This window comes from Azospirillum humicireducens (genome assembly GCF_001639105.2).
Lineage (GTDB): Bacteria > Pseudomonadota > Alphaproteobacteria > Azospirillales > Azospirillaceae > Azospirillum > Azospirillum humicireducens.
The window spans coordinates 102,020-126,824 of the sequence record NZ_CP028903.1 but is presented as its reverse complement, the minus strand read 5'-3'; the positions used below and the strand labels follow the sequence as shown (position 1 = coordinate 126,824).

Here is a 24,805-nt window from a genome sequence, read left to right as displayed (position 1 = left end):
TGGTCGGCGAACACGCTGCTTTCCCGTGGCCTTGTTTGTCGGGCGGCCACGTTCGGATGGGCGGGAGGAAATCCTGTTCCGCACCATCAAAGTTTTATGACAAGGAGCGTACGCAGGAAGAGGCCGGACACATTGAACAAAGCGGACATAATTCTTGAAGAAGAACGACGTTTGCGCGGATCCGGATTGTTTTCAAGCACAATCATTAGCTAACGAACGATTGCCTGCCGGTTTGCATGCCCATGTGCGCTGGCCCCACCCGCGTCGATGCGGCTCTTCCAGACGAGCCATCGCGGTGGAGATGTCAGAGGCAGGCCAGCAGTTCGCCGCGTCCGCCGAAGCCGCGGTCGCCCAGCCAGCGGCGCGCCCGTCCGGTCAGGCCCCGGCAGGTCGGCGGCACTCCCTCCAGTTCGGACAGATGGTTGTCCAGGAGCGACAGGAACGGCAGTTGATTGAGGCCGCAATCGGCAAAGCCAGGCAGCGGATCGACTTCGCCGCGGAACAGGACGGTTCCGTTTCGCATGCCATGACCGGTGGCCGGCCCCGGCGTGCCGCCGATCACCAGGCTGCCGGCATTCATGTGCAGGGCGGCATAGGCGCCTGCATCGCCGCCGACCGCGATCAGTCCGCGGCGCATGCGTTCGCCGACGCGGTCGCCGCATCTGCCATGGACCAGGATCCGTCCACCCGTCATCCCCGTCCGCTCCCCTGGCAGCGCGCCGCCCAGCCCATCGCCGGCATTTCCGCCGATGAACAGCAGGCCGCCGCGCATGGCGGCGCCCGCCGCCAGCCCCGCCGCCCCGTCCACGACGAGGGTGCCGCCGCTCATGCCGGTGCCGACGCGGTGGCCGACCGGTCCGGCGACCCGGATGGTGCCGGCCGTCAGTCCGGCGCCGACGAAGTCGAGCCGCCCGTCGCCCTCCAATTCGACGACATCGCCCGGCCTGCCGGACAGCTCGAACAGGTCGCCCACGGCGACATGGCCCCGCCCGTGCCGCAGCGGCAAGGCGGCGATCTCCGCCATGTCCAGCTCCGCCAGCCGGTGCGGCAGCAGGGGAGAGGCGTCGACGCGGCCGGTCAACGGGCCTTTCAGGCGGAAGCTCAGCACGCTCATGGCAGCAGCTCGTGAAGGTGGAAGTGGTGGCGGCCCAGCTTGCCGCCGTAATTGCCGGCGGTGACGCCCCAGACGCCGGAGCCGCGACCGCGCCCGATCAGGCATTTCAACCCGGCGGTGGTGGCGGCCGCGACATCGGCTGCGGTCAGCCCGTCGATGACGATCTCCAGCACCGATTCGACCTCGGCCGGAAGGCGGGAGCGGGGCAGGCCGCGCAGCGTCGGGCAATAGGCGTCGTTGGTGGAGGCAGGCATCCCCTTGTACTTCGCACCCACCTTGGAGCCGGAGCGGACGACCCCGCCGGGGAAGGGCAACACCACGTTGGGCACGGCGCGCATGGCGTCCGCCGCCGCTTCCGCCGCCTCCAGCGCCGCCATCCGGGCATCGGCGAGGATCAGAAGATTGCCGCCGCCGACCGCCGGGACGCTCCAGCTCGATTCCTCGACCAGGAACTCACCGTCCATCACCGGAATGCGCCAATAGCGCCGGTCACCCAGTAGCTTCGACATCTGCTGCCCGTCGCCGAAGTAGCGCAGCTTGCGGCCCAGCGGGATCAGGTCCTCCTTGGCGCCGCGCGGCACTCCGGAGAAACAGGCGGTGCCGGGGCAGGTCAGGATGCACTGGCCAAGGCGGGTCTCCACCTGCTTGCCCAGCACGCTGCGCCCGGTGGCGAAGAACAGCAGGGCGACGCCGGGGCGCCCGTCCGGGGTTTCCTCCGGCGTCAGTTCCCGCTCGATTCCGGCTTCGCAGCCGCAGGCGATGACCGAGGTGGCGAAGCCGGTCGCCGCCATGCCGGCATGACGGGCCCAGGCCGGCGTGTCGGCGGTGACGATCAGCCGCGTCGCCTTCATGTCGAAGGCTTCGGCATAGGTGTTCTCGATGTGGATGCCGTTCAGAAGCATGAGTCGGACGCCGTCAGGGTCGGAACGATGGACAGGCCGCCGCGGCCATGGTCGAGGATCTCGCCGTCCGCGATGCGGAAGTTGCCGAGCCGCACGGTCTGGTGATCCTCGAACCAGGGCTTCAGCCGCCGCTCGATGGCGGCATCGAACTCCGGCCGGACGACGATGGTGTCGCCCCAGCCGGTGGCTGTCAGTTGTCCGTTCCGTGCCACCAGCCGGCCGTTCTTGAACACCAGCGCAGGGGCGGCGAACATCGCCTCGCGGTCGGGCAGATCGTCATACACCACCACGTCGGCGACGGCGCCGGGGCGCAGATGGCCGCGGTCGCGCAGCCCCAGCACGCGGGCGGGGCCGGCGCGGGTCATGATGGCGATCTCCTCCAGCGTGTATTCGCGGTCTATTGCGCCGAGCCGGCTGTGCGCCGCCACGTCGGGGTTGATCCGCGCCAGCTGCTCGTTGCGGAAACTGCGGTCCATCAGCAGCCGGATCAGGTGCGGATAGCTGGTGAAGGGGCCGCCATTGGGATGGTCGGTGGTCAGATAAACCCGCCAGGGATCCTCGATCAGCAGGAACAGCTCCAGCCCGATCGCCCATTGCAGGGCGTTGACGAAGGCCTTGTCGCGGTAGCGGAATGGCACCAGCCCGCAGCCGCCGTCGCATTCGATGTCGGTGCACAGCCATTTGCGCGGGCTGGCGAGGCCGCTGTTGCGGAACTGCGACATGATGTCGGCCGACGCGGTGATGGTCTGGCCGAAGACGATCTGACCGACATCGACCGAGATATTCGGGCTGCGATTCACCGATTCCGCGATCTCGGCGGCGGCCGAGGAGAAGCGGCGGTCGCCCTCCGTCCCGTAGCTGTGGAACTGCAGGTGGGTCAGGTGGGCGGGCAGCCCGTCGAGGGCGGCGATGGTGTCGCGCGTCACCGATTCGTTGCCGGGGATGCCCAGATTGTTGCAATGGATGTGCAGCGGGTGGGGCACGCCCAGGTCGGACAGCGCGGTGGCCAGCGTGGTCAGGATGCGGCGCGGCGTAATCCCGTAATGGGGATGCGCCTCGTCCAGGTCCAGCCGGCGTTGGTTGAACTTGAAGGCGCTGATGCCGCCGGGGTTCACCACCTTGACGCCGACCGCCTGGGTGGCGTGTAGGATCCAGGCGACATAGTCGTTGACCTCCGACTGCGTTGCTCCGGCGGCCAGCCGCTCCAGCAGGAAATCGTCGTTGCCCAGGACCGCATAGCAGCCCTTGTCGATGATCGGGACGTCCGCCAGCTCCAGATGGGTGTGGCGCGCATTGGAGGGCAGCATCGCCGGCTCGAACGCCGCCGTGTAGCCCATCTCGGCATAGCGGTAGCCGGTGACGAAGCTGGACGGGGTGAACAGGCCGCTGCCGGACCGGCGCAGGCCGTCCGGGCCGCTGCCGTGCTCGCGATGTTCCTCCGGAAGCAGCAGGCGGGCGAGGTTCACCTTGCCGCCGCCGATGTGGCTGTGGATGTCGATGGCGCCGGCCATGACGATGCGGCCGTCAAGGTCGATCACCTCACCGATGCGGGCATCCTCCGGTGGCGTCGCGGCGATGCGGCCGTTCTTAAGGTAGAGATCGCGCGGCGGCTCGTGCAGAGAGGTGCCGTCCGCAGCCCCGGCGGGGTCGCAGACGCGGCCGCCGCGCAGCAGGGTGTAGGCGTCAGACATGCGCTGTCTCCCGGACCAGGGCGGGAAGAGGGGAACTGGGAAGCCGGTCGAGCAGCGCAGTCAGCACTGCCGCGGCGGTCGGCAGCGTCGTGGCGTGTGATGAGGGGGCGGGCGATGATGGGGCGGACCGCAGCCGGCGCAGCGGCAGGGCGGCGACTCCGTCGGCGCGGTGGATGCTGCCGGCATGGTCGAGGCCGGGTATGGCGACCGGGATCAGCACGTCGGGATCGTAGGGCAAGGGCTGTCCCGGGCGGGCCAGCACGATCATCGGCGTGCGCGTGTCCGGCACCTCCGCGCCGTTCAGTGCCGACAGCCAGACCAGCGCATCGACCTCGCCCCCGGCCAGCAGGCTTTTCAGCCGGTAGCGCAACGGATCGTGTTCCGGTGGGCCGGCCCCCAGGCGGGAGCGCAGCGGCACGCCATACTGCCAGGCGCACACATAGTTGGCCCCGAGTGCATTGCCCTTGCCGCCCAGCGGGAAGCCGGCGCAGCGGGTGGCGGCATTGGCGGTCACGACCAGCCGGTTGAAGGCTTCGATGGCGATATCACCGGCCGCCGGGTCCAGGGTGGCGGCGATCCAGCCGACGACGCCGAACCGTGCTTCGCGCAACGCGGCGGCGACCCGTGCGAGATCCTCCATCGCGATGCCGCCCACCCGGTCGCCGCGCGGTCTTTCGCCGGACACCAGCTGCGACAGGGCGGCGGCGATGGCGGGGGCGTGGATCAGGTCGGCGGCCAGCCGCTCGAACCCTTCCGGCGCCGGGCCGTCGCCGGGACCGATGAGGAAGCCGCGCGCGGCGCCGGCATCGCGAAACAAGGCCGATGGCGGATGGACGATGCGGTCGAACAGGCGGGGGGCGTGGCGCTCGAACTCCGTCCCGAACAGAACGAACAGGTCGGCGCGGTTGCGCAGCTCGCCGAAGGTCGCGGTCATGGCGCCGGTCACCTGGAGGGCGCGCAGGCCGTGGAACAGGCTGTCGGACGCGGCGTGGTCGACGACCGCATGCAGCCGCTCGGCCAGCGCCAGGGCCGCGGAGATCCCTTCGGTGTCGGCGGCCAGCCCTCCGATGGCGGGAGAGGCGGCGTTCCGCAGCAATACCGCTGCCGCGTCGAGCGCGGCATCGAGCGGAACGGCGCGGCCCTTGATGAAGCAGTGGGCCGGCAATGTCGGAAGGGCGAACAAGGTGCGCGCCCGTGCGCAGCCATTGGCGGTCACCCTGAGCTGGCCGAGCTGATCGCGGGCAACCGTCAGGTCGTCGCAGGCCATTGCGCAGAACGGGCAAACGACATCGCTCATCAGAGGCGGAAGATCGGACCCGCCGATTACGCTGTCCATGTCCTAAACTCCGCGCATGATATAGATGGAGAAGAAGTCAGCAGAAAATGCATATAGAAACCTCTCTATTCATCGAGTGAACGAGAGTACAAGATCGAATTTTCATATCGTTACTACAAATTTGCAAATTTCTATCACTGAAATCATTGATTTTATCGCTGTCGATTTTATTATGTCGGAAAGGCGGCTGGTCGCCTTGGCTTTTGCGACAGGTAGGCCATGATTTGCGGCGAACAGCGAAAGACGGTCGACGCGGTGCGGGTGGAGGTGCCCGCCCGGCTGCATCTTGGATTCCTCGACATGGAAGGCGGATTGGGCCGCCGTTTCGGCAGCCTGGGCCTGACGCTCGACGGGCTGGGAACGGAACTGACGCTGGCACGAGGCGACTCGGCGGGCGACGGTCCGGACCACAAGGCCGACCGTGCGAGGGGATATCTCGATCGGCTGTGCGATGCTCTGGCTCTGAAGGACCGGTATTCCCTGCGCTTCGGCCGGACGATTCCCTCCCATTCCGGGCTGGGGTCGGGAACCCAGCTGGCCTTGGCTGTCGGCGCTGCCCTGTCGGCGATGACCGGCCGCCCGCTGCCGCCGCGCCGGGTCGCCAGCCTGCTCGACCGCGGGGCGCGGTCGGGGATCGGCGTCGGTGCCTTCGAACAGGGCGGCGTCATCCTGGATGGCGGCAAGGGCGCTCTGGACGAGCCGCCGCCCGTCATCAGCCGAATGGCCCTGCCGGAGGCGTGGCGGATGCTGCTGGTGTTCGACGATGCCAACCGTGGCCTGTCCGGCACGGCCGAAACCGTCGCCTTCCGCGATCTGCCGCCCTTCCCGGCGGACAAGGCGGCCTATCTGTGCCGGCTGGCGCTGATGGTCGGGCTGCCCGCGCTGGCGGAGGAGGACGCGGTTCGCTTCGGTGCCGCGGTGACGGAATTGCAGAGCGTGGTCGGCGACCATTTCGCTCCGGCACAAGGTGGGCGCTTCAGCAGCCCGGATGTGGCCGAGGTGTTGCGATGGCTGCCGTTGGCCGGCGCTGCTGGAGTCGGACAGAGCTCCTGGGGACCGACCGGATTCGCGATCTTCGGCGATGCCGGATCGGCGGAGCGTGCCGCGGAGGACGCGCAGGCGCGCTGGCGGACACGGACCAATCTGCGCTTCGTCGTCTGCCGGGGGCGGAACCATGGCGCGGTGGTGGAGACCATGTCCGGACGCGGAGCGGTCGCTTCCGGATATGAAACAGTCGCAAAAAAGACAGCGTGACGAAGTGAGGTGAAAGACAGTGCCATGAAGCGAACCAAGGACTTCGTTTCATGGAAAAGCCCTATATCATTCACGCTATTACTCCAGTAAAGGCGGTCAGTCCATTCGATATCAACATGGCATGCGATGCCGGATATGGCGTTGTGGTTCCATATACCAATGTCGAGACTGGAGAAGTGCCGGGTCTTGTCCAGGACATGATTTTTTCCCGCGCGCCGGGCGACGCCAAGCGGACGGGTCTGTTCATTGCCGGCCGCGACATTCTGAAGGCACTGGACATGCTGGAGGCGGCGCGCGGCGCCATGGTGCCGCCGTTCGAAATCTCGGTCTTCGCCGACCCGTCGGGAGCCTATACCACCGCCGCGGCGATGATCGCCAAGGTCGAGGCCCAGCTCGAAAAGGCCGGCATGGGGCTGGCCGGGGCCAGGGTCGCGGTGTTCGGCGGCAAGGGACCGGTGGGCGGTGTCGCGGCGGTGCTGGCGGCGCGCGCTGGAGCGTCGGTGCGGCTGGTCGGCCATGACGGCGCCGCGTCCGTCGCCGAGCGTGCGGACTCCTACCGTCAGCGCTTCGGCGTAACGCTGGGCGCGGTGGACGGGTCGACCGACGCGCACAAGGCCGCCATCCTGGTGGAGACCGACGTGGTGCTGGCCGTCGCCCGTGCCGGCGTGCAGGTGCTGAGCCGCGCGCAGATCGCCGCCGCCCCCTCGGTCAGGGTTGTGGCAGACGTGAACGCCGTGCCGCCGGCCGGGGTGGAAGGCGTCGACGCCTTCAGCGATGGCGCTGCCATCGAGGGGACCCATGCGGTCGGCATCGGTGCGCTCGCCATCGGGAACGTGAAGTTCAAGACCCAGCATGGCCTGTTCAAGGCGATGCGCGAGGCGGCGAAGCCGGTCTATCTGGCCTTCGACGACGCCTTCGCCCTGGCCCGCGCCCAATGCCGGAAAGCGGCGTGATCCTGGTCGCCGCCCTGTCGGGACGTGCCATCGCCCAAGCGGTCGCGCGGACCGGAGCCATGGCGGCGACGCTGGATCTGTTCGGCGACGCCGATGTGCCGGTCCCTGCCCGCCGGGTGGCGGGCGATCCCGTCGCCGGCTTCGACGGGGAGGCGTTGATCGCGTCGGCGCGTGCGTTGGCTCCAGGCGGCAGCGGTCTGGTCGTGGGATCGGGATTCGAGCAGGCGCCCGGCCTGTTGGACGCCCTGGTGCGGGCAGGTCCCTACCATCTGCTCGGCAACGGGGCGGAGGTGGTGCGCGCCGTCAAGGATCCGGCCGGCTTCGCCGCGCGGCTGGCGAATCTGGGGCTGGAGGAGTTGGGCATAACCCATCCGGAAACGCGGACTGAGGGTCCCGAGGACGCGGTTTCGGGCGAGTGGCTGATCAGGCGGACGGGAGCGGCCGGGGGCTGGCACATCGTGCCCTGGACCGGCGGTCCGCTGTCGGATGGCCATCACCTGCAACGGCGGGCGGCGGGCAGCGCGGTCTCCGTCGCCTTCGTCGCCGACCGTTCCGGCCGGTGCGAGACCGTGGCCATCAGCCGGCAATGGGCCGACCCGGCGGACGATGCGCCGTTCCGCTATGGCGGGGCGGTCCTGCCGGCGGCGCTGCCGCAGGCGCTGGCCGACCAGCTGTCGGAAGCGGCGCGGCGCGTGGCGGCGGCCTTCGGGCTGGTCGGGCTGAACAGTCTGGACCTTCTGGTCGACGGAGACTCGGCGACGGTTCTGGAGGTCAACCCGCGTCCGGGTGCCACGCTCGACCTGCTCGAACGCCACCGGCTGGGCGGGGTGATGCGCGCCCATCTCGACGCGGCGGCGGGACGCAGCTGGAGCCTGGGGGCACCGCGCCCTGGCGTCATCGCCGGTGCGGTTGCCTACGCCGCCTCGGCGCTGACGGTGCCGGACGCCGTCGCCTGGGCTCCCTGGTGCGCCGACCTGCCCCGTGCCGGCAGCGTCATGGAGGCCGGACAGCCGCTGTGCAGCGTCACCGCCTGGGGCGGGGACGAGGAGGAGGCGAGGCGCCGCCTGTCCCGCCGTATCGAAAACATCGTCGCGGACTTCACGCGCCGGTCCCGTCTTTTGGAGAAAACCGCCGATGTCCTCGCTTCCCTTCAGTGTTAACCGGCTTGCCGCCCCCCTGGTCCACGCGCTTGTGGCCGATGCCGCCATGCTGCGGATCGGTGTGGAGCAGCATCCCGCCGGCTGCACCGTGATCGATGCCGGCATCGACCGGCCCGGCAGCCTGGAGGCCGGTCGCCGCATCGCCGAGATCTGCATGGGCGGTGCCGGCAGCGTGCGCATCGCCATGGATTCGCCCTTCGCCCATTGGCCCACGCAGGTGACGGTCGGCGCCGCCGACCCGGTCCTGGCCTGTCTGGGCAGCCAATATGCAGGCTGGAGCCTGTCGGGCGAGAAATTCTCGGCATTGGGATCCGGCCCCGGCCGCGCCCTGGCGGTGAAGGAACCGCTGTTCGGCGAACTCGGCTACCGCGACATGGCCGACCGTACTGTGCTGGTGCTGGAGACCGACAAGCGTCCGCCGGCATCGGTGGTGGAGAAGGTGGCGCGCGATTGCGGCGTGCCGGTGGAGCGCGTGACCCTGATACTGACGCCGACCCGCAGCCCGGCCGGCATCGTCCAGATCGTCGCCCGCGTGCTGGAGGTGGGGCTGCACAAGCTGCACGCCCTGCATTTCCCGCTGGAGCGGGTGCGCGACGGCGTGGGCTGCGCACCGTTGCCGCCGCCGGGCCGCGATTTCGTCCAGGCGATGGGCCGGACCAACGACGCCATCCTGTTCGGCGGCACCGTCCATCTGCTGGTCGACGGGCCGGACGACGACGCGGCCGATCTGGCCGCCCGACTGCCCAGCTCGGCCTCCGCCGACTACGGGCGCCCCTTCGCCGACCTGTTCGCGGCCAGCGGCTTCGACTTCTTCAAGATCGACCCGATGCTGTTCAGCCCGGCCCGCGTGATCGTCACCGCCTTCGAGAGCGGGCGGAGCTTCACTGCCGGGGCATTGGCTCCGGCTCTGCTCGACCGTTCCTTCGGCATCGGCGGCTAGGGGCCGGACGATGGGACGGACCCGCATCGCCATCTTCGTGGACGGCGCCGACTGGCACACCCGGCGGCTGACCGCCGCTTTCGCCCGCCGGGGCGCGAGGGCGGTCCCGGTGTCGCTCGGCGCCTGCGGCTTCGGACCGGACGGGCCGGTGGTGCCGGGCTTCGATGGCGCCCTGCCCGACGCCTGTCTGGTCCGCACCATCTCCGCCGGCAGCTTCGAGGAGGTGACGGTGCGGCTGGGCGTGCTACACGCGCTGTCCCATTGCGGACTTGTCGTGGCCAACGGTCCCGCGGCCATCGAGCGCTGCGTCGACAAGAGCGCCACCGCCTTCCGGCTGGCCGCGGCCGGGGTTCCGACCCCGCGGACCTGGACCGTCGCCGACCCCGTCCAGGCGTCCTCCATCCTGGCCGCCCTCCATGCCGACGGCCGCGCGGCGGTGTTGAAGCCGCTGTTCGGGTCGCAGGGCAAGGGGCTGCGCCGGCTGGATCCCGGCATGGGTCTGCCCGGCCCGGAGGAGATCGCCGGCGTCTATCACCTGCAGGAGTATGTCGGTGCGGCCGATGGCGGCTGGTTCGACTGGCGCGTCTTCGTGGTGGACGGGCGTCCGCTCGCCGCCATGGTGCGTCAGGGCGATCACTGGATCACCAACGTCAAACAGGGGGCGCGCTGTCATCCGGCCAGTCCGGGCGGCGTGCTGGGCGATCTGGCTGTGGCCGCCGCCGCCGCCGTCGGCGCCGACTATGCCGGGGTGGACGTGATCCGCGCGCCCGACGGCCGGTTCCTGGTGCTGGAGGTCAACAGCATGCCGGCATGGCGCGGCCTGCAGGCGGTGACGCCGGTGGATGTGGCGCAGGCGCTGGCCGATCTGGTCCTCGCCCGTCTGGCGTCGGCCTCGCCGCTGTCGGTGGACGCGCGGAGGGCCGGATGAGTGCCTTGCTGCCGACCCCGTTCCAGGATTGCCAGGCCTTGGTGGAAGAGGCGCTGTTCACCGCCTGCCGGCTGGAGTTGTTGGCGCTGAAGCCCGGCAACGTCCACATCCATGCCGAAGGCCATGGCATGAGCGTGGCGCAGTTCCTCGACAGCGCCGCCGCCATCGCCCCGATCCTCGCCACGCCCGGCTGCCGGGTGGGGGAGGCGATCCTGCGCGCTGTCGCGGCGACGCGGGATGTGGCCGGCTGCAACACCAACCTCGGCATCGTGCTGCTTCTGGCTCCGCTCGCCGCCGCTGCGCTGTGCCGTGAGAAGGACGAGCCGCTGCGGATGAGGCTGGCGCGGGTGCTCGACACGCTGAGCGTCGCCGACGCCGCCGATGCCTTCGCGGCCATCCGCCTGGCGCTTCCCGCCGGACTGGGGGGAGCGGCACAGCATGACGTGGCGGAGGCGCCGCGTGTCGACCTGCGGGCCGCAATGGCGGCGGCGGCCGACCGCGACCTGATCGCGCGGCAATACGTAACCGCCTTCGCCGACGTCTTCACCTTCGGCGTGGCCCGCGGGCGATCTGCACTGCGCCGTGGCGCCAGCCCGGCGGAGGCGGCGAGCGCCATCCATTTGGGCTTCATGGCGCTGCACCCCGACACCCACATCGCCCGCAAGCATGGCGCGGCGGTGGCCGAACAGGTGCGGGAACAGGCTTTCCGGCTGGAACGGCGCCTGGCCGTCGATCCCGTCTTCGGCGGCACCGCTTCGGGCCGTCAGGACGGGGCGGCCCGCCGCCTTCTCGCTTTCGACCGCGCGCTGAAGCGCCGCGGCCTCAATCCGGGCACGTCCGCCGACCTGACGGTGGCCTGCCTGTTCGTGCTTCGGCTGGCCGGCGAGCTGCCTGCCGGACCGTGGCCGCCGGAAGACATCCGGCGGAGCCTTTTCAAACCAACCATCGCAAGGGACGCGCAATGCCTAAGATCGACAAGGTTATGGTCGGCGAAGCTCTGGTGGGCGACGGCAACGAAGTCGCTCACATCGATCTCATCATCGGTCCGCGCGGCAGCGCCGCCGAGACCGCCTTCTGCCAGACCCTGACCAACCAGAAGGAAGGCGTGAACGGCCTGCTGGCCGTGCTGGCGCCGAATCTGATGGTCAAGCCGTCCACGGTCATGTTCAACAAGGTGACGATCAAGAACGCCAAGCAGGCGGTGCAGATGTTCGGCCCAGCCCAGCGTGCCGTCGCCCTGGCCGTCGCCGAATGCGTCGAGGACGGCACCATCCCGGCGGACGAGGCCGACGACCTGTTCATCTCCGTCGGCGTCTTCATCCACTGGCAGGCGGAAGACGACCGGAAGATCCAGGACTACAACCATGAAGCCACCAAGCTCGCGCTGAAGCGCGCCATCGCCGGCAGCCCGACCGCCCAGGAGATGCTGGACGGCAAGGCCGCCGCGGTTCATCCGTTCGCCGCCGGCTGATCGGAGGCATGCCGACCGGAGGCGAACCGGGCAAGTTCCCCGGCATCGATCCTCCGGTCGTGGAGCGCGCTGGCCACCAGCACGGCATCGGTGCCGTGCCTGGCCAGCGCATCCAGGTCCGCAGAATCACGCACGCCGCCGGCCCCCCACACCCGAACCCCCGGGCGTCGGGCCGCCAGCGTGGCGATGCGGTCCAGGTCCGGCCCCTCCCCCGAGCCGACCCGGTCCAGCGTCATGGCGATCACCCGCTCAGGCCAGCGGCCCGCCTCCTCATGCAGAGCCGCCGGCCCCAGCGGTATCCCCCGCCGGACGTCCAGCGACAGCGCCACCCGGTCGTGACCGGCGAGCGTCAGCACCGCCTCCAGCGTCGTGCCGTCGGTCTGGCTTTCGCTGCCGATCACCAGATGGCGGATCCCGGCGTCGAGCCAGAGCCGGCACCCGTCCGGCGTCGCCAGTCCGGCATCGACCCAGAACGCCACCTCCGGCCAGCGGGCCTGCAGCGCCGCGACGGTGGAGCGATGGCCGCCATTTCCCCTGATCGCGTCGAGATCGGCGACATAGCAGGCGCGGAAGGGATGCAGCGTCAGCAGCGCGGCCACGATATCCTGGGGTGCCGATCCTGGGATCAGCGCGCTTTCGATGGGGCGGTAGCGGTCGCGCTCCCCCCGCTTGGCATGAACAACCTGCCCGCCCAGCAGGTCGATGACGGGAACGATGTCCATGGAGAACAGCCTTCGTCGGGTTCTGGTCTGCGAGTATGTCACCGGCGGCGCGCTGTGCAACGGGCCGCTTCCGACGGAGCTGCTGGCGGACGCTGACGCGATGGTCGCGGCCCTGGTCGGCGATCTGGTCGCGCTGGATGGAATACACGTCACGCTGTGCTGGGACAACCGCCTTCCCCCACCCTCATTTCCACCCGACCGGGTTGCCCTGTTTCCGGTGGCGCCGGGCGAGGATCCGGACTCGCGGTGGCGAGATGCTGCCGCCCTGTGCGACATGGTCTGGCCGATCGCACCCGAAAGCGACGGGCTGCTGGGCCATGTCGCCGCTCTGTTCCGCGGCACCGGCCGGCCGGTGGTCGCCTGCGCTCCCGATGCCATCGCGCTTGCGTCGTCAAAAACGGCGACGGCGGAACGGCTGGCCGCACAGGGTATCGCGGCCATTCCCACCGTTCCCTTCGGCGCGCCGCCGCTGCCCGCCGCCCGCCATGTGGTGAAGCCGGACGATGGCGCCGGGTGCCTCGACACCTTCCTGGTCGACGATGTCGCCGCCTGGACGCCGCCCCGTGCCGGCCGCTGGATCGTCCAGCCGCTGGTGGATGGCGAGGCGTGCAGCCTGTCGATGCTGGTCGACGCCGGTGGCGGGGTGCGGCTGCTCGGCTGCAACCGCCAGACGGTAGAGCGTGGAGATGGCTGCTTCTCCTTCCATGGCGTGGAGGTCGGGGCGATGGAGCACCGCCGTGCCGCCTGGGAGCCGCTCGCCCGTGCCATCGCCGCCGCGATTCCGGGGCTGCGTGGCTATGTCGCCGTCGACCTCATCGACCGGCCCGACGGCCCCGAATCGAATGGTCCGGTGGTGGTGGAGGTGAACCCGCGCCTGTCCGTCGGCTATTCCGGGCTGTCGCGGGTTCTGGGCTGGAACCCGGCCGGCGAAATCCTCGATCTGTTCCACACCATATCGGCCGACGCCGGCCGGGAGGACGCGCATGTCTGACGTCCATTCATCGACCGTGATCGGCTGGGACATCGGCGGTGCCCACCTGAAGGCTGCCTGGGCTGAGGAAGGTCGGCTGCGCGATGCGGTGCAGGTGCCTTGCCGGCTTTGGCAGGGGATCGGAGAGCTGGACGCGGCGCTCGCCACGGTGCTGGAGCGCCTGCCGGCAGATGCCGACCATGTGGTGACGATGACCGGCGAACTGGTCGACCTGTTCGACGACCGCATCCAGGGCGTGCACACGCTGATCGAGCGCATGGAGGCTGCCCTGCCGCAGGGACGGCTGCGCGTCTATGCCGGCCGGGGCGGGCTGCTGTCGCCGCTGGAGGCGCGCGGCCGGGTGATGGACGTGGCATCGGCCAACTGGATGGCGACGGCCGCTGTCGTCGCCCGGCGTCTGCCGGCGGCGCTTCTGGTCGACATGGGCAGCACCACCACGGACATCGTGCCCGTGCGGGACGGCGCGGTGGCGGCGCGCGGCATCACCGATCATGAGCGGATGGCGGTGGAGGAACTGCTCTATACCGGCCTGACCCGCACGGCGGTGATGGCGATGGAGCGCACCGCTCTCGTTGCGGGCGAGCGGTTGCCGATGATGGCCGAGTATTTCGCGACCAGCGCCGACCTCTACCGGGTCCTGGGCCGGCTGGACGAGGCCGCCGACCAGCACCCCGCCGCCGACAATGGGGCGAAGACGGTGGAGGCCAGCCGGCGCCGTCTGGCGCGCATGGTCGGGCATGATGCAGGCGATTACGATCCGGCGGTCTGGCAGGCGATGGCCGCCGACCTGACCGAACGGCAGTTGCGCCGCATCCACGATGCCGCCTGTCGCGTGCTGTCGGCTGGAACGCCGCTTCTGCCGGCGGACGCACCGGTGGTCGGGGCCGGCGTCGGGCGCGCCGTCGTGAAGGAGGTGGCTGCCCGGCTGGGCCGCCCCTATCGGGATTTCAGCGATGTGGTGGGCGCCTCCGGCCATGGCTGGGTCGCCAGCTGTGCCCCCGCTGCCGCCATGGCATTGCTGGGTTGAGGAGGCAGACATGAGCCGCGCCTTCGTCAAGGAAAGCGACGCCGAAACCGAAGGGCCGCTGCCGCAGGTCGCCGGCCCCCTGCATGTGTCCGCCGCCACCGTCGCCGCCTGGCAGTCGGAACTCGCCGCTGCCGATGCGGAGATCGCGAAACTGCGCGGCTCCGATGCGCCGGAGGACCGGCAGGCGACGAGCAGCGCCAAGCGGCGCGTCGACCTGCTCCGCGCCCGTCTGGCCGCCGCCGTGGTCGTCCGCCCGGCCGGTTCGGTGGAGGAGGCCGGGTTCGGCTCCGTCGTCGTCGCCGAGGATGAGAACGGACGCCGATGGACGTTCGCTCTGGTGGGTGGCGAGGAGGCCGATCCCGCTGCCGGCCGCATCAGCTGGCAGTCCCCGTTGGGTGAGGCACTGGTCGGCGGACGGGTCGGCGATCTGGTGGAGTGGCCGCGCCGGGATGGCGCGCTGCCGCTGACCATCCGCTCGGTCTCGCCGGGTTGAGCGATAAAGGGTGTTTCAAGAAATTCTGCAGTATTGACGACAAACTCATGCCAATAAGCGACAGTTTCAGAAATTAGTTCCATTGATGATGTGTAATAAATCTGTCATAGTCTGCGTATCATATCTGGATATCCTATATAATTCCGGAAAGTAACCGGAGCGGACGGAAGCACTCCAAAACAGTGATTCCGGTCTCGAAAAATCGCGTCTTTAAACAGGGAAAGAAGGAGCGCAGATGAAGACGTTTCTCCGGTCCATTTTGCTTTCGGGCATGGTCGCCATCGCTCCGGTCGCCGCCATGGCTCAATCGGCATCCCCTCAGCCGCTCGCACATTGGCCCGAAGCGGCGGCGTCGAGTCTCAAGACGCTGGTGTCGGCCAATGCCGGCAAGGGCGCTTATGCGGTGTTCGACGCCGACAACACGCTCTACCGCTACGACCTTGAAGAATCGTTGCTGCCTTATCTGGAGCGCAAGGGGGTGCTGTCGCGCGAGAGCATGGACCCGTCCTTGAAGATCATCCCGTTCAAGGACGTGAACGGGCATAAGGAAAGCCTCAATAGCTACTATTACCGGCTGTGCGAGATCGATGATCAGGTGTGCTATCCGTGGGTGGCGCAGATCTTCTCCGGCTTCACCTTGGCCCAGTTGAAGGGCTTCATCGACGAGATGCTGGCCGACGGCAAGCCGATCCCCGCCACCTATTACGAAGGCGATGCGGTCAAGACGGTCGAGATCAGCCCGCCAAAATTCTACACCGGCCAGCAGGAACTGGTGAACCACCTGACCGCCAACGGGATCGAGGTCTACGTGATGACCGCCGCCAGCGAGGAGCTGGTCCGCATGGTCGTCTCCGATCCGAAATACGGCTACAACATCAAGCCGCAAAACGTCATCGGCGTCACCATGCTGCTGAAGAACCGCGCCACCGGCGAAGTGACCACGGCGCGCAAGCTGATCGCCGAGGGAAAATACGATTGGGCCAAGACGATGGACCTGGAACTCGGCACCTATCTTTGGGCGCCGCTGACCTGGTTCGCCGGCAAGCACGCGGCGATCCTCACCTACATCGACCAGTGGAAGAAGCCGGTGCTGGTGGCGGGGGACACCCCGACCAGCGATGGCTACATGCTGCTCCATTCCACCGATGCGGCGAATGGCGGCTTGCGGGTCTGGGTCAACCGCAAGGACAAATATATGAAACAGATCAAGCATATGTGGGAAGCGGCCGCGGCCGGGCAGGCCGCACAGAATCTGCCGGTTCTCGCCGACCGGAACTGGGTCGTCGTGCAGCCGAACGATATCCAGTGACGCCGGCGGCTTTCGTCAGCATTCCCTGAAAACATGAGGGCCCCGGCCGTAAACGCGGCTGGGGCCTTGCATCGACCGCTCTGTCGTCATCCTGGCGTCGGGCCGCAATCTCTCAACCGCCGTCCAGCGCGCGCAGCTGCGGGCGGATTTTCACCATCATCTCATCATGCTCGCCGGCAGGATCGGAGTCGGCGACGATGCCGCCGCCGGCCTGGGCGATGACGTGGTTGGGCGTGACCGTCAGGGTGCGGATGACGATGCTGCTGTCCATCGCCCCGTCGAAGCCGATCCAGGCGACCGACCCGCAATAGGCGCCGCGCCGCGAGTCCTCCAGCTCGTCGATGATCTCCATGGCGCGGATCTTGGGCGCGCCGGTGATCGAACCGCCGGGGAAGGTGGCGCGCAGCAGGTCGACCGGACCCAGGCCCGGCCTCAGCCGCCCCTCGATCACCGACACCAGATGATGGACGGAGGCGAAACGCTCCACCCCGCACAGGACTGGCACCTTGACGCTGCCGATGCGCGCCACGCGGCCGATGTCGTTGCGCAGCAGATCGGTGATCATCAGATTCTCGGCCCGATCCTTGACGCTGCCTTCGAGCTCGCGGGCCAGGGCGTCGTCTTCCTCTGCATCGGCGCCGCGCGGGCGGGTCCCCTTGATCGGGCGGGTTTCCATGCGTCCGTCGGCATGGAGCCGGATGAAGCGCTCGGGCGAGGCGCTGGCCAGACCGGCCCCGCCGGGCAGCGACAGGCAGGCTGCGAAGGGGGCGGGGCTGAGCGCCAGCAGGCGGCGGTACAGGTCGAACACCGACAGCCCCGCCGGCCGGTCGGCCAGGAAACGCCCGGTGAAGTTGGCCTGGAAGATGTCGCCGGCGCGGATGTACTCCAGCACCTGCTCGACCCGGCGGCAATAATCGTCGCGCGCGATCTCCGGCCGCCAGACGGCGGTGGCGGCGTGGGGCGGCGGCAGGGCGTCGGGCGCCGTTTCCAGGCGGTCCGCGACCGACTGCAGGCGGTCGGCAGCGCGGAGGCGGCGCCGGACCGGGGTGGTCTCGGGAAAGCCGTTGGACAGGATCCAGCCGCGCCGATCGAGTTCATCGAAGACGATGACGGTGTCGTACAAACCGAAGGCCATGTCGGGCAGGCCGGTGTCGTCGTCATGGCGTGCCGGCAGCCGCTCCAGCACCTGCCCCAGTTCATAGCCGAGGAAGCCGACGGCGCCGCCGGCGAAGGGAACCGGCAGGTCGGGCGGAATGCTCTGGCGGCTGGCCGCCAGCTGCTGTTCCAGCACGGTGAAGGGATCGCCGGCGACCTCATGGCCGTCCACCGTGACGGAGCCGCCGTGCGACAGGATTGCGCGGAAGGGCTCGACGGCGAGGATGCTCCAACGACCGCGGCCGCCAGCCTCCGCGGCACTGTGCAGAAGGGTGGCGAAGGGCTGGCCTGCCCAGGGAGCGAAGGCTGTGACCGGGTCGCGGTAGGGAATCTCTCGGACCAGCAGGGGACAATCGTCGCCCGGACTGCACCCGGAGGGAAAGTCCCTAGCCGGAAGGTCGAGAAGCAGACCGTCCTGCGGCATGCGTCATGCTCCGATGCTGGGGATGAGGGATTTTATCCAGAAACGAAGGGGTTTGGCGGTCTCCTCCCTGTCGCCGGCATCGCACCACGATAGAGCGCCGCCGATGTCCGGCACCAGACGGTAGCCCAGCCGCCGCCATGCGGCATCGGGCATCCGGTAGGTCTTCGGGCGGCGGGGGTGGTCAGTGGAGCGCACGATCTCGCCGAAGGCGGAGGTTGCGAAGCGATCGGCCTGCCGGACATGGGATTCGCCGATCTCGAGCAGGGCGGTTCCCACTCCTTGTCCACGATGGGAGGGCAGGACCACCACCTCGCCGAAATAGAAGATCGAACGGGGGTCGAGGCCCGCATGGGTGAAGGGATCGCGCAAGGCGTCCAGTTCCCGATCGAGCGGAGCGCCGGTGGCGGCGGCGATCATCCGGTCGCGCTCGAAGGCGGCCAGGATGAGGCCGCCCGACAGATTGCCGAGATCGGAGAGATAGCGCTCCTCGTACGCAGCCGATCCTGAGTAGAGAAACGGAAACTCGCCAAGCACCGCAAGCCGCAGGACCGCCAGTTCCTCCAGCCGGTCGGCCAGGGCGGCGGCGGTCAGCCGTTCGATCCGCATCTCGCATGACTGTGTATTGCCCGACTGCGTATCGCCATGCGGCGGCCGCCCGCGGGATGGAACGGGCCGCGCCGGAAGAGCGGCGGCGAAGCCCCCTTCCGGGAGAGCCCCCGCGCTCACCGTGCCGGCACCGGCAGGAACCGCCGCAGGAACGCGAAGCGTGCCGGGCGCGGAGCGATGGCGGTCTGGCCGAAGCTCTGGGTGATGCGGTCGAGGATGATAGCCAGCAGAACGACGCTGAGCCCGCTTTCGAAGCCAAGCGCGATGTCCAGGCGCTGGATGCCCTGCAGCACCACGTTGCCGAGGCCGCCGGCGCCGATCATCGACGCGATGACGATCATGGACAGCGCCATCATCATGGTCTGGTTCACGCCGGCCATGATCGACGGCAGGGCGTTCGGAAGTTGCACCTTGAACAGGAGCTGGCGGTCATGGCAGCCGAAGGCCTTGCCGGCCTCGACGATCTCGCCCGGCACCTGCTGGATGCCGAGTGCGGTCAGGCGCACGGCCGGGGGCATGGCGAAGATCACGGTGGCGAGGATGCCCGGCACCCGGCCCAGGCCGAAGAACATCACTGCCGGGATCAGATAGACGAAGGCCGGCATGGTCTGCATGAAGTCCAGCGTGGTGCGGACGATGCTCTCGACCACGCGGCTGCGCGCCATCCAGATGCCCAGCGGCACGCCGATCAGCAGACAGAGCAGGGTGGAGGTCAGGACCAGGCCAAGGGTGGAGGCGGTTTCCGTCCACAGACCCATACCGGAGATCAGCAGCAGCGCTGCGGCCGTGAAGACGGCGAAGCCGGCACCGATGCGCCAAAGCGACGTCGCGACGATCAGCCCGATCAGCAGCCAGGAGGGCGCCCCGACCAGCACGAAGTCGATGGCGCCGCCGAAGCCGTTCACCACCGTCGAGATCGCATCGAAGGTCGACTGGAAATTGTCGAGCATGAAGCCGACCAGTTGCTCGACCCATTTGCCGATTCTGATTTCGAAGTCCATCGGTCAATCCCCCCGAACCATGGTGTGGAGCATGAGAGCGCGCGAGATGGCGCCGAGGAAGTTGCCGTCGTCATCGACGACGGGCACCGGCCATTCGGTGTCGGCCACGAGGGCGAGCAGGGAGTGGATGGGCGTCGCGGCGTTGACGGTGCGGACGTCCGGCATGAAGGCGTTGACGAAGCGGGGCTGCGGCCCCCTCAGCTCGCGTTCCAGCGTCGCTTGCGAGACGACGCCTTCGAAGCGGCCGTCCTGCGTACGGACATAGCCGAAATTATGATGGTTCTCCCGCAGTTGCTGCAGGGCGGGCGTCAGTTCGCCGGGCAGGCGGATGACCGTGTTGGTCGCTTCGTACCGCGCCACGTCGCCGGCGCGGAGCACTTTGGAGGCATCGACATTGCGGAAGAAGGAGCGGACATAGTCGTCGGCCGGACGGCTGAGGATCTCGTAGGGCGTCCCGACCTGCACGATGCGGCCGCCTTCCATGATGGCGATGCGGTCGCCGATGCGCATCGCCTCGTCAAGGTCGTGGGAGATGAAGACGATGGTGCGCTGGTGCTCGCGCTGCAGGCGCAGCAACTCGTCCTGCATCTCGGTGCGGATCAGCGGGTCGAGGGCGGAGAAGGCCTCATCCATCAGCAGGATGGTGGGGTCGTTGGCCAGCGCACGGGCGAGGCCGACGCGCTGCTGCATGCCGCCGGACATTTCGCGCGGATAGCGGTGGGAGTAGGAGCCAAGGCCCACCTGTTCCAGCGCCTGCTGCGCCGCCTTGTGGCGGTCCGCCTTGGATGCGCCGGAGATCTCCAGACCGAAGGCGGCGTTGTCCAGCGCGCTCAGATGCGGCATCAGGGCGAAGGACTGGAAGACCATGCCCATGTTGCGGCGGCGGGCCTGGATCAGCTCGGCCTTGGACATGCTGACCAGGTCCTTGCCGTCGAGCAGGATCTCGCCGCTGCTGGGTTCGATCAGCCGGTTCAGCAGGCGGATCATGGTGGACTTGCCGGATCCCGACAGACCCATGATGACGAAGATTTCGCCGGCGCGGACCTGGAAGCTCGCGTCGAGGACACCGACATTGACGTTCAGCTTTTCCAGAACCTCCGCCTTGCTGGCGCCCTGGCGCAGCATCGACAGCGCGGGTTTCGGATCGGCGGAAAAGACCTTGTAGACATTCCGCACTTCGAGGCGGACCGCCGCGTCCTCGCCGATGCTCGTCCTGGCGGCTCCGCGGGGAAAGCCCAGATTGGCCGGAGCGCCGACCGAAACCGCGCTTCGCATCATCGTGTTCATCGACAGGTCCCCCCTGATTGCGCGACAGCGTGGCCCGTGGGACTGAGAGGATCGTGGTGCATGTTCATGGAAGCATTCCCTGTTCGACTAGGCTGTCGTAAATGGCCAGCGCTCCCGCTTCAGGTGTCGGGTTGACCAGCAATTGGCCTTTTCCGCTCTTGCTCTCGGTCGCCGCCTTGAGCCGGTCCAGCGCCGAGCCGCCGCGCTTCACGCGCATCAGCTTGGGCTTTGGACGCCATGGCCGATGTTCGCAGTCCGACAGGAAGAGGTCGGCGGTCGCCTGGGCCGCCACCGGCTCGATGACGCCCCGCCGGGCCGGACCGAAGGCAGAGGAGCGGGCGGGCGGGGCGGAAGGATGGATGGTGGCGATGAGGCGGCCGGCCGCGGTCAATGACCGCCGCTGTCCGCGCGGCAGCGCCTGAATGAGGTTCGTGGCGCCTGGCATGGAGTCCGGTCCATCGGCAGGGCCGATCCGCACCACATCGGGAACGACGGCCGCATCGAGGCCGCGGGCGATCAGATAAGGCAGCATGCCGCTGCCCTCGCCGTCCTCCGCCTGCCGACCGGTCAGGATCAGCGACGGGTCGAACTCGCGCAGGTGGCCGATCAGCGGTTCGACCGGATCAGATCCCTCCGGCAGGACCAGCAGGGTCAACCGCTCCAGCCCCATGCCGAGATAGCCGCGCAGGGCCTCGGCATTGGCGGGTGGCCCGGCATGGATCGCCGTCAGACGGCGCGGACGCAGCGCAAGAGCCATCTCCAGCGCCTGCGCGTCGGTGGCGGCGCGCCGGGCGCGGCCGGAAACCGGATGGCGGCCGATGGACAGCAGGACGGCGACGCCCATCGTGGAGAAATCAGCCATGGCGGCGCTCCCGGATGAGCCGGATCAGGGCGGGCATGACGGCTTGCGCATCGGCGACGATGGACAGGTCGGCCCGCTTGATCATCTCGGCGTGAAGGTCGGTGTTGATGGCGATCACATGGCGGACGCCGGCGATGCCCTGAAGATGCTGCGGCGCGCCGGCGATGCCGAAGGCGACATAGCTGCGCGCGCTGACCACCGTGCCGGAGGCGCCAACCTGCCGTTCGCGCGGCAGATGGCCGGCGTCGCACACCACACGGCTGCCGGCGCGGGTGGCGCCCAGCGCCTCGCCCAGTTCGGCGAAGCTCTGCCAGTCGGTCACGCCGTTGCCGGCGCTGAGGATGAAGTCGGTTTCCGACAGCGACAGGGCGTCGGGATCGACGGCCAGACGGCGGGCGCCGCCCAGGCGGGGCAGGATCTCCTCGCCGGCGATGACCGGGGCGTCGGGATCGAGCGGCCGGGCTTCATGGCGCACGCCGTCGAGCGGGGCGAAGGCATCAGCCGCGACCGTCATCAGCCGGGTGAGGCGGTGTCCGGTCTCCAGCGACCCGCCGGCCGACTGGCGCGTCGCCCGGTCCGGACCGAGGCTCTGCACACCGGTGAACAGCCGCTCTCCCGCCGCTGCGGCGACCCGCCGCGCGACGTCGCCGCCGTCCGGGCTGTCCGGGAACAGGATGTGGCGGGGAGACAGTTCCATCATCAGCGCCGAGGCGGCGGCGGCCCGGCGCTCCGGCACGTAATCGTGGGCCCAGCCATCGGGCAGGGCGACATGGCGGTCGGACCCGGCTTCGGCCAGCACGTCCCCGCGACCGGTGGAGACGGTGACGACCGCACCGCCTCCTGCATCGGCCAGCAGACGGGCGGCGGCGATCACCTGCCGGTCATGCTCGCTCACCTCGCCGCCGGGGCGGTCGAGCATGGCGAGGATCAGATAGGCCGGCTCGGCGATCACCTGCAGCGGGATCGACGGTGCGGCGGCGACGGCGTGGCCGGTCGCAGCAACGGTTCCGGCCGAGGCCGCGTCGCGAGCCCAGTCGTAGCGTGGGCGGGGCAGGCGCTGGACCAGGGCCGCGTCGCGGATGGCGCGAGGATCGCGGCGGCGTTCGTTCGTCGCGGTGGCGACCGGCTGGTGCAGCAGGCGCAGGCGCGGGCCGTTGAGGACCGTGCGGGCGGCGCGCTCGGCACGGGGATCGACACGGCGGCGAATGGTGGTGTGTTGGCTCATCGGGCGGTCTCCGTCGCGGCGAGCACCAATTCGGCGATTTCCGCCACGTCCGGTCGGGGACCGACGACGCCCTCCAGCATCAGGGCGCAGTTGGGGCAGGCGACGGCGACCATCGAGGCGCCGGTCTCCCGGACATGTTCCATGCGGACGTCGGGAATGCGGCGTTCGCCCGACACGTCGGTCAGCGGGGCGCCGCCGCCGCCACCGCAGCAGCTCGACCGCAGGCCGGACCGCAACATCTCCCGGCGCTGCACCCCGATGGCGTCCAGCAGGGCGCGCGGTGCCTCGATCTCGCCGTTGTAGCGGCCGAGATAGCAGGGGTCATGGAAGGTGACGCTGCGTCCGACCGGCTTGGTCACCGTCAACGCGCCGCCGCTGATCAACTCCAATAGCAGCGCGGTGTGGTGGACCACGGCCCAATTGCCGCCGAAGGCCGGATATTCATTGCGCAGCGTGTGCAGCGCGTGGGGATCGGCGGTGACGATCCGGGCGAAGCGGCGGGAGTTCAAGGTCGCCACGTTGCGGGTCGCCAGCGACTGGAAAGTCGCCTCGTCGCCCAGCCGGCGGGCGACATCGCCGCAATCCAGCTCCTCGTCGCCGAGAACGGCGAAGTCAACACCGGCACGGCGCAGCACCACCACCAGAGCCCGCAGCGAGCGCTGGACCCGCAGGTCGAAGGCGCCGTCACCCACCCACAGCAGCGTGTCGCAGGACCCGCCGGCCGGCAGCCGGGGCAGCGACAGGTCGGCTGCCCAGTCCCAACGCCGGGCCAGGGCGCGGCCGCCGGGATTGTCGGTGGCGCGCAGCTCCTCCAGCATGCCTGCAGCCTTGCCGGGGGTGGCCCCCAGCTCCAGCGTCTGGAAGCGGCGGAGATCCACCACGGCGTCCACATGCTCGATCATCATCGGGCATTCCTGCACGCAGGCGCGGCATGTGGTGCAGGACCACAGCGTGTCGGGATGGATCATCGCGTCCGGCCCGATCAGCGGCAGCGCCGCCCCGCCATGGGCCTTGCCGACGCCGCGGCCGGGATGGGGATTGCCGGCATAGGCGGCGTCGCTGGCCTGCCCGTCCATGGCGATGACCAGATCCTGCACCAGCTTTTTCGGGTTCAACGGCAGGCCGGCGGCATAGGCGGGGCAAGCCGTCTCGCAGCGCCCGCACTGGACGCAGGCATCGAAGCCGAGCAGCCGGTTCCAGGCGAAATCGACGGGGCGCTCCACGCCCAGCGCTCCCGGCTCCACGGTGCCGGCATCCTGCTGCGGAGCGAGCGCCAGCGGCTTCAGTCCGGTGTCGCGGCCCTTGCCATCGTGGAAGCGGGCCGGACGCGGGTGGAAGGCCAGATGCAGCGCCCCATGCACCGCGTGCTTCAGCGGCCCCTTCCACACGCCCCAAACCAGATCGGCCATCGCCAGTCCGGCAATCGCGACGAGGAGCAGGGCCAGCACCTCCGGCATGACGCCGCCAAGCGCCTGATCGAGGGACACCGCCAGCAGGGAGCCGGAAAACCCCAGAAGAGAGACGGGAAGACGGGCGAAACGGCCCTGCGACAGCTCACGCGGACGGACGACCCGGCGGCGATGCCAGACCATCAGGGAACCCGCCAGCATCGCCGCCAGCACGACCGCCAGAAGCAGCCAGACGATGCGCCAGCCGGCGAGGCCGACGGCCATCGCCACCAGCAACCCGACCGCCGCAAGAAAACCGCCGGCCGCCAGGGCGTGGAACCGGGCGTTGAACGGCGTCCGCCCCACCACCTGGTGGACATCCACCAGATAGCGGCCGGGCAGGGCGCGCAGTCCGGCGACCACACCGACCGCGGCCGGCCGGCCGGCCAGCCATCGGCGCGACTGCCAGGCGGCCAATGCCGCGCCGATGACGAGCACGGCAAGGACGACGGTTGTAAGAGCGGTGGCGATCACGTCGAACGGCTCCTGTCGCTTGGCGGGGCAGA

23 protein-coding genes are annotated in these 24,805 nt (G+C 69.2%); 11 read left to right on the top strand and 12 right to left on the bottom strand.

Going from position 1 to position 24,805, the window contains the following annotated elements; genetic code table 11:
* Nucleotides 1–304: 304 nt before the first annotated feature.
* Genes A6A40_RS18395 through A6A40_RS18380 form a run of 4 tightly spaced genes read right to left on the bottom strand, consistent with a single transcriptional unit; the run spans nt 305 to nt 5,043 of the window.
* Complete coding sequence (locus tag A6A40_RS18395; protein WP_108547370.1) at nt 305–1,114, bottom strand: formylmethanofuran dehydrogenase subunit C; 810 nt, start codon at nt 1,112–1,114, stop codon at nt 305–307.
* Complete coding sequence (fhcD, locus tag A6A40_RS18390; protein ID WP_108547369.1) at nt 1,111–2,016, bottom strand: formylmethanofuran--tetrahydromethanopterin N-formyltransferase; 906 nt, start codon at nt 2,014–2,016, stop codon at nt 1,111–1,113. The genes A6A40_RS18395 and fhcD overlap by 4 nt, the downstream gene beginning before the upstream one ends.
* A complete protein-coding gene (locus tag A6A40_RS18385) occupies nt 2,007–3,707 on the bottom strand; it encodes a formylmethanofuran dehydrogenase subunit A (RefSeq protein WP_108547368.1) in 1,701 nt (566 codons plus the stop codon). The genes fhcD and A6A40_RS18385 overlap by 10 nt, the downstream gene beginning before the upstream one ends.
* Nucleotides 3,700–5,043 (bottom strand): molybdopterin-binding domain-containing protein, encoded by a 1,344-nt coding sequence (locus tag A6A40_RS18380; protein WP_108547367.1) that lies wholly within the window; start codon nt 5,041–5,043, stop codon nt 3,700–3,702. The genes A6A40_RS18385 and A6A40_RS18380 overlap by 8 nt, the downstream gene beginning before the upstream one ends.
* Before the next feature lie 219 nt (nt 5,044–5,262).
* On the opposite strand from A6A40_RS18380, the gene A6A40_RS18375 reads away from it, so the two are divergent.
* The 7 genes from A6A40_RS18375 to fae are packed head-to-tail and all read left to right on the top strand — an operon-like array spanning nt 5,263 to nt 11,749.
* Nucleotides 5,263–6,297 carry a beta-ribofuranosylaminobenzene 5'-phosphate synthase family protein gene (locus A6A40_RS18375; protein WP_108547366.1) on the top strand — a complete coding sequence of 345 codons (1,035 nt, stop codon included), beginning with the start codon at nt 5,263–5,265 and terminating at the stop codon, nt 6,295–6,297.
* A 50-nt stretch (nt 6,298–6,347) separates the two neighbouring features.
* Nucleotides 6,348–7,250 (top strand): NAD(P)-dependent methylenetetrahydromethanopterin dehydrogenase, encoded by a 903-nt coding sequence (locus tag A6A40_RS18370; protein ID WP_108547365.1) that lies wholly within the window; start codon nt 6,348–6,350, stop codon nt 7,248–7,250.
* On the top strand, nt 7,247–8,410 hold the full coding sequence (locus A6A40_RS18365; RefSeq protein ID WP_236783884.1) for an ATP-grasp domain-containing protein: 1,164 nt from the start codon (nt 7,247–7,249) through the stop codon (nt 8,408–8,410). Before A6A40_RS18370 ends, A6A40_RS18365 begins: the two co-directional genes overlap by 4 nt.
* Complete coding sequence (gene mch / locus A6A40_RS18360; RefSeq protein WP_108547363.1) at nt 8,385–9,350, top strand: methenyltetrahydromethanopterin cyclohydrolase; 966 nt, start codon at nt 8,385–8,387, stop codon at nt 9,348–9,350. The genes A6A40_RS18365 and mch overlap by 26 nt, the downstream gene beginning before the upstream one ends.
* 10 nt (nt 9,351–9,360) lie before the next feature.
* Nucleotides 9,361–10,278, top strand: a complete 918-nt coding sequence (locus A6A40_RS18355) for an ATP-grasp domain-containing protein (protein ID WP_108547362.1) — start codon at nt 9,361–9,363, stop codon at nt 10,276–10,278.
* Nucleotides 10,275–11,366 carry a triphosphoribosyl-dephospho-CoA synthase gene (locus A6A40_RS18350; RefSeq protein ID WP_236783883.1) on the top strand — a complete coding sequence of 364 codons (1,092 nt, stop codon included), beginning with the start codon at nt 10,275–10,277 and terminating at the stop codon, nt 11,364–11,366. The genes A6A40_RS18355 and A6A40_RS18350 overlap by 4 nt, the downstream gene beginning before the upstream one ends.
* The gene (fae, locus tag A6A40_RS18345; protein WP_236783882.1) at nt 11,261–11,749 is read left to right on the top strand and encodes a formaldehyde-activating enzyme; all 489 of its coding nucleotides are present in this window, start codon (nt 11,261–11,263) and stop codon (nt 11,747–11,749) included. The genes A6A40_RS18350 and fae overlap by 106 nt, the downstream gene beginning before the upstream one ends.
* On the opposite strand, the gene A6A40_RS18340 is transcribed toward fae, so the two are convergent.
* Nucleotides 11,728–12,471, bottom strand: coding sequence for a HisA/HisF-related TIM barrel protein (locus tag A6A40_RS18340; protein ID WP_108547360.1), 744 nt, complete (start codon nt 12,469–12,471; stop codon nt 11,728–11,730). The genes fae and A6A40_RS18340 overlap by 22 nt on opposite strands.
* Here A6A40_RS18340 and A6A40_RS18335 point away from each other — a divergent pair.
* The 4 genes from A6A40_RS18335 (at nt 12,470) to A6A40_RS18320 (ending at nt 16,291) form a co-directional block, all read left to right on the top strand.
* Nucleotides 12,470–13,462: an ATP-grasp domain-containing protein gene (locus tag A6A40_RS18335; RefSeq protein ID WP_108547359.1), complete on the top strand. Its 993-nt coding sequence runs from the start codon at nt 12,470–12,472 to the stop codon at nt 13,460–13,462. The genes A6A40_RS18340 and A6A40_RS18335 overlap by 2 nt on opposite strands.
* Nucleotides 13,455–14,489, top strand: a complete 1,035-nt coding sequence (locus A6A40_RS18330; protein ID WP_108547358.1) for a hydantoinase/oxoprolinase family protein — start codon at nt 13,455–13,457, stop codon at nt 14,487–14,489. The genes A6A40_RS18335 and A6A40_RS18330 overlap by 8 nt, the downstream gene beginning before the upstream one ends.
* A gap of 10 nt (nt 14,490–14,499) precedes the next feature.
* On the top strand, nt 14,500–14,982 hold the full coding sequence (locus tag A6A40_RS18325) for a GreA/GreB family elongation factor (protein ID WP_108547357.1): 483 nt from the start codon (nt 14,500–14,502) through the stop codon (nt 14,980–14,982).
* A 271-nt stretch (nt 14,983–15,253) separates the two neighbouring features.
* Nucleotides 15,254–16,291 (top strand): haloacid dehalogenase-like hydrolase, encoded by a 1,038-nt coding sequence (locus A6A40_RS18320; RefSeq protein ID WP_236783950.1) that lies wholly within the window; start codon nt 15,254–15,256, stop codon nt 16,289–16,291.
* 112 nt (nt 16,292–16,403) lie between these two features.
* On the opposite strand, the gene pabB is transcribed toward A6A40_RS18320, so the two are convergent.
* The 7 genes from pabB to A6A40_RS18285 form a co-directional block, all read right to left on the bottom strand.
* Nucleotides 16,404–17,870, bottom strand: coding sequence for an aminodeoxychorismate synthase component I (pabB, locus tag A6A40_RS18315; protein WP_108547355.1), 1,467 nt, complete (start codon nt 17,868–17,870; stop codon nt 16,404–16,406).
* Nucleotides 17,871–17,873: 3 nt separating this feature from the next.
* A complete protein-coding gene (locus tag A6A40_RS18310) occupies nt 17,874–18,476 on the bottom strand; it encodes a GNAT family N-acetyltransferase (RefSeq protein ID WP_236783881.1) in 603 nt (200 codons plus the stop codon).
* A gap of 116 nt (nt 18,477–18,592) precedes the next feature.
* Nucleotides 18,593–19,477, bottom strand: coding sequence for an ABC transporter permease (locus tag A6A40_RS18305; RefSeq protein WP_108547353.1), 885 nt, complete (start codon nt 19,475–19,477; stop codon nt 18,593–18,595).
* Between the two features lie 3 nt (nt 19,478–19,480).
* The gene (gene proV, locus A6A40_RS18300) at nt 19,481–20,764 is read right to left on the bottom strand and encodes a glycine betaine/L-proline ABC transporter ATP-binding protein ProV (protein WP_108547352.1); all 1,284 of its coding nucleotides are present in this window, start codon (nt 20,762–20,764) and stop codon (nt 19,481–19,483) included.
* Nucleotides 20,765–20,828: 64 nt separating this feature from the next.
* Entirely contained in the window at nt 20,829–21,626 is a 798-nt protein-coding gene (locus A6A40_RS18295) for an electron transfer flavoprotein subunit beta (protein WP_236783880.1), read from the bottom strand.
* Nucleotides 21,619–22,851 carry an electron transfer flavoprotein subunit alpha/FixB family protein gene (locus A6A40_RS18290; RefSeq protein WP_108547351.1) on the bottom strand — a complete coding sequence of 411 codons (1,233 nt, stop codon included), beginning with the start codon at nt 22,849–22,851 and terminating at the stop codon, nt 21,619–21,621. Before A6A40_RS18290 ends, A6A40_RS18295 begins: the two co-directional genes overlap by 8 nt.
* Nucleotides 22,848–24,773: a (Fe-S)-binding protein gene (locus A6A40_RS18285; protein ID WP_108547350.1), complete on the bottom strand. Its 1,926-nt coding sequence runs from the start codon at nt 24,771–24,773 to the stop codon at nt 22,848–22,850. The genes A6A40_RS18290 and A6A40_RS18285 overlap by 4 nt, the downstream gene beginning before the upstream one ends.
* Nucleotides 24,774–24,805 lie beyond the last annotated feature (32 nt).

What these genes read in the sequence shown, in the direction of transcription:
- A6A40_RS18355 (WP_108547362.1), top strand. Translation starts at nt 9,361, where the DNA reads ATGGGACGGACCCGCATCGCCATCTTCGTGGACGGCGCCGACTGGCAC.
- A6A40_RS18385 (WP_108547368.1), bottom strand. Translation starts at nt 3,707, where the DNA reads ATGTCTGACGCCTACACCCTGCTGCGCGGCGGCCGCGTCTGCGACCCC.
- A6A40_RS18380 (WP_108547367.1), bottom strand. Translation starts at nt 5,043, where the DNA reads ATGGACAGCGTAATCGGCGGGTCCGATCTTCCGCCTCTGATGAGCGAT.
- A6A40_RS18310 (WP_236783881.1), bottom strand. Translation starts at nt 18,476, where the DNA reads ATGCGGATCGAACGGCTGACCGCCGCCGCCCTGGCCGACCGGCTGGAG.
- A6A40_RS18295 (WP_236783880.1), bottom strand. Translation starts at nt 21,626, where the DNA reads ATGGCTGATTTCTCCACGATGGGCGTCGCCGTCCTGCTGTCCATCGGC.
- A6A40_RS18395 (WP_108547370.1), bottom strand. Translation starts at nt 1,114, where the DNA reads ATGAGCGTGCTGAGCTTCCGCCTGAAAGGCCCGTTGACCGGCCGCGTC.
- A6A40_RS18350 (WP_236783883.1), top strand. Translation starts at nt 10,275, where the DNA reads ATGAGTGCCTTGCTGCCGACCCCGTTCCAGGATTGCCAGGCCTTGGTG.
- A6A40_RS18330 (WP_108547358.1), top strand. Translation starts at nt 13,455, where the DNA reads ATGTCTGACGTCCATTCATCGACCGTGATCGGCTGGGACATCGGCGGT.
- proV (WP_108547352.1), bottom strand. Translation starts at nt 20,764, where the DNA reads ATGAACACGATGATGCGAAGCGCGGTTTCGGTCGGCGCTCCGGCCAAT.
- A6A40_RS18325 (WP_108547357.1), top strand. Translation starts at nt 14,500, where the DNA reads ATGAGCCGCGCCTTCGTCAAGGAAAGCGACGCCGAAACCGAAGGGCCG.
- A6A40_RS18305 (WP_108547353.1), bottom strand. Translation starts at nt 19,477, where the DNA reads ATGGACTTCGAAATCAGAATCGGCAAATGGGTCGAGCAACTGGTCGGC.
- A6A40_RS18290 (WP_108547351.1), bottom strand. Translation starts at nt 22,851, where the DNA reads ATGAGCCAACACACCACCATTCGCCGCCGTGTCGATCCCCGTGCCGAG.
- A6A40_RS18320 (WP_236783950.1), top strand. Translation starts at nt 15,254, where the DNA reads ATGGTCGCCATCGCTCCGGTCGCCGCCATGGCTCAATCGGCATCCCCT.
- fae (WP_236783882.1), top strand. Translation starts at nt 11,261, where the DNA reads ATGGTCGGCGAAGCTCTGGTGGGCGACGGCAACGAAGTCGCTCACATC.
- A6A40_RS18375 (WP_108547366.1), top strand. Translation starts at nt 5,263, where the DNA reads ATGATTTGCGGCGAACAGCGAAAGACGGTCGACGCGGTGCGGGTGGAG.
- A6A40_RS18340 (WP_108547360.1), bottom strand. Translation starts at nt 12,471, where the DNA reads ATGGACATCGTTCCCGTCATCGACCTGCTGGGCGGGCAGGTTGTTCAT.
- fhcD (WP_108547369.1), bottom strand. Translation starts at nt 2,016, where the DNA reads ATGCTTCTGAACGGCATCCACATCGAGAACACCTATGCCGAAGCCTTC.
- A6A40_RS18335 (WP_108547359.1), top strand. Translation starts at nt 12,470, where the DNA reads ATGGAGAACAGCCTTCGTCGGGTTCTGGTCTGCGAGTATGTCACCGGC.
- mch (WP_108547363.1), top strand. Translation starts at nt 8,385, where the DNA reads ATGTCCTCGCTTCCCTTCAGTGTTAACCGGCTTGCCGCCCCCCTGGTC.
- pabB (WP_108547355.1), bottom strand. Translation starts at nt 17,870, where the DNA reads ATGCCGCAGGACGGTCTGCTTCTCGACCTTCCGGCTAGGGACTTTCCC.
- A6A40_RS18370 (WP_108547365.1), top strand. Translation starts at nt 6,348, where the DNA reads ATGGAAAAGCCCTATATCATTCACGCTATTACTCCAGTAAAGGCGGTC.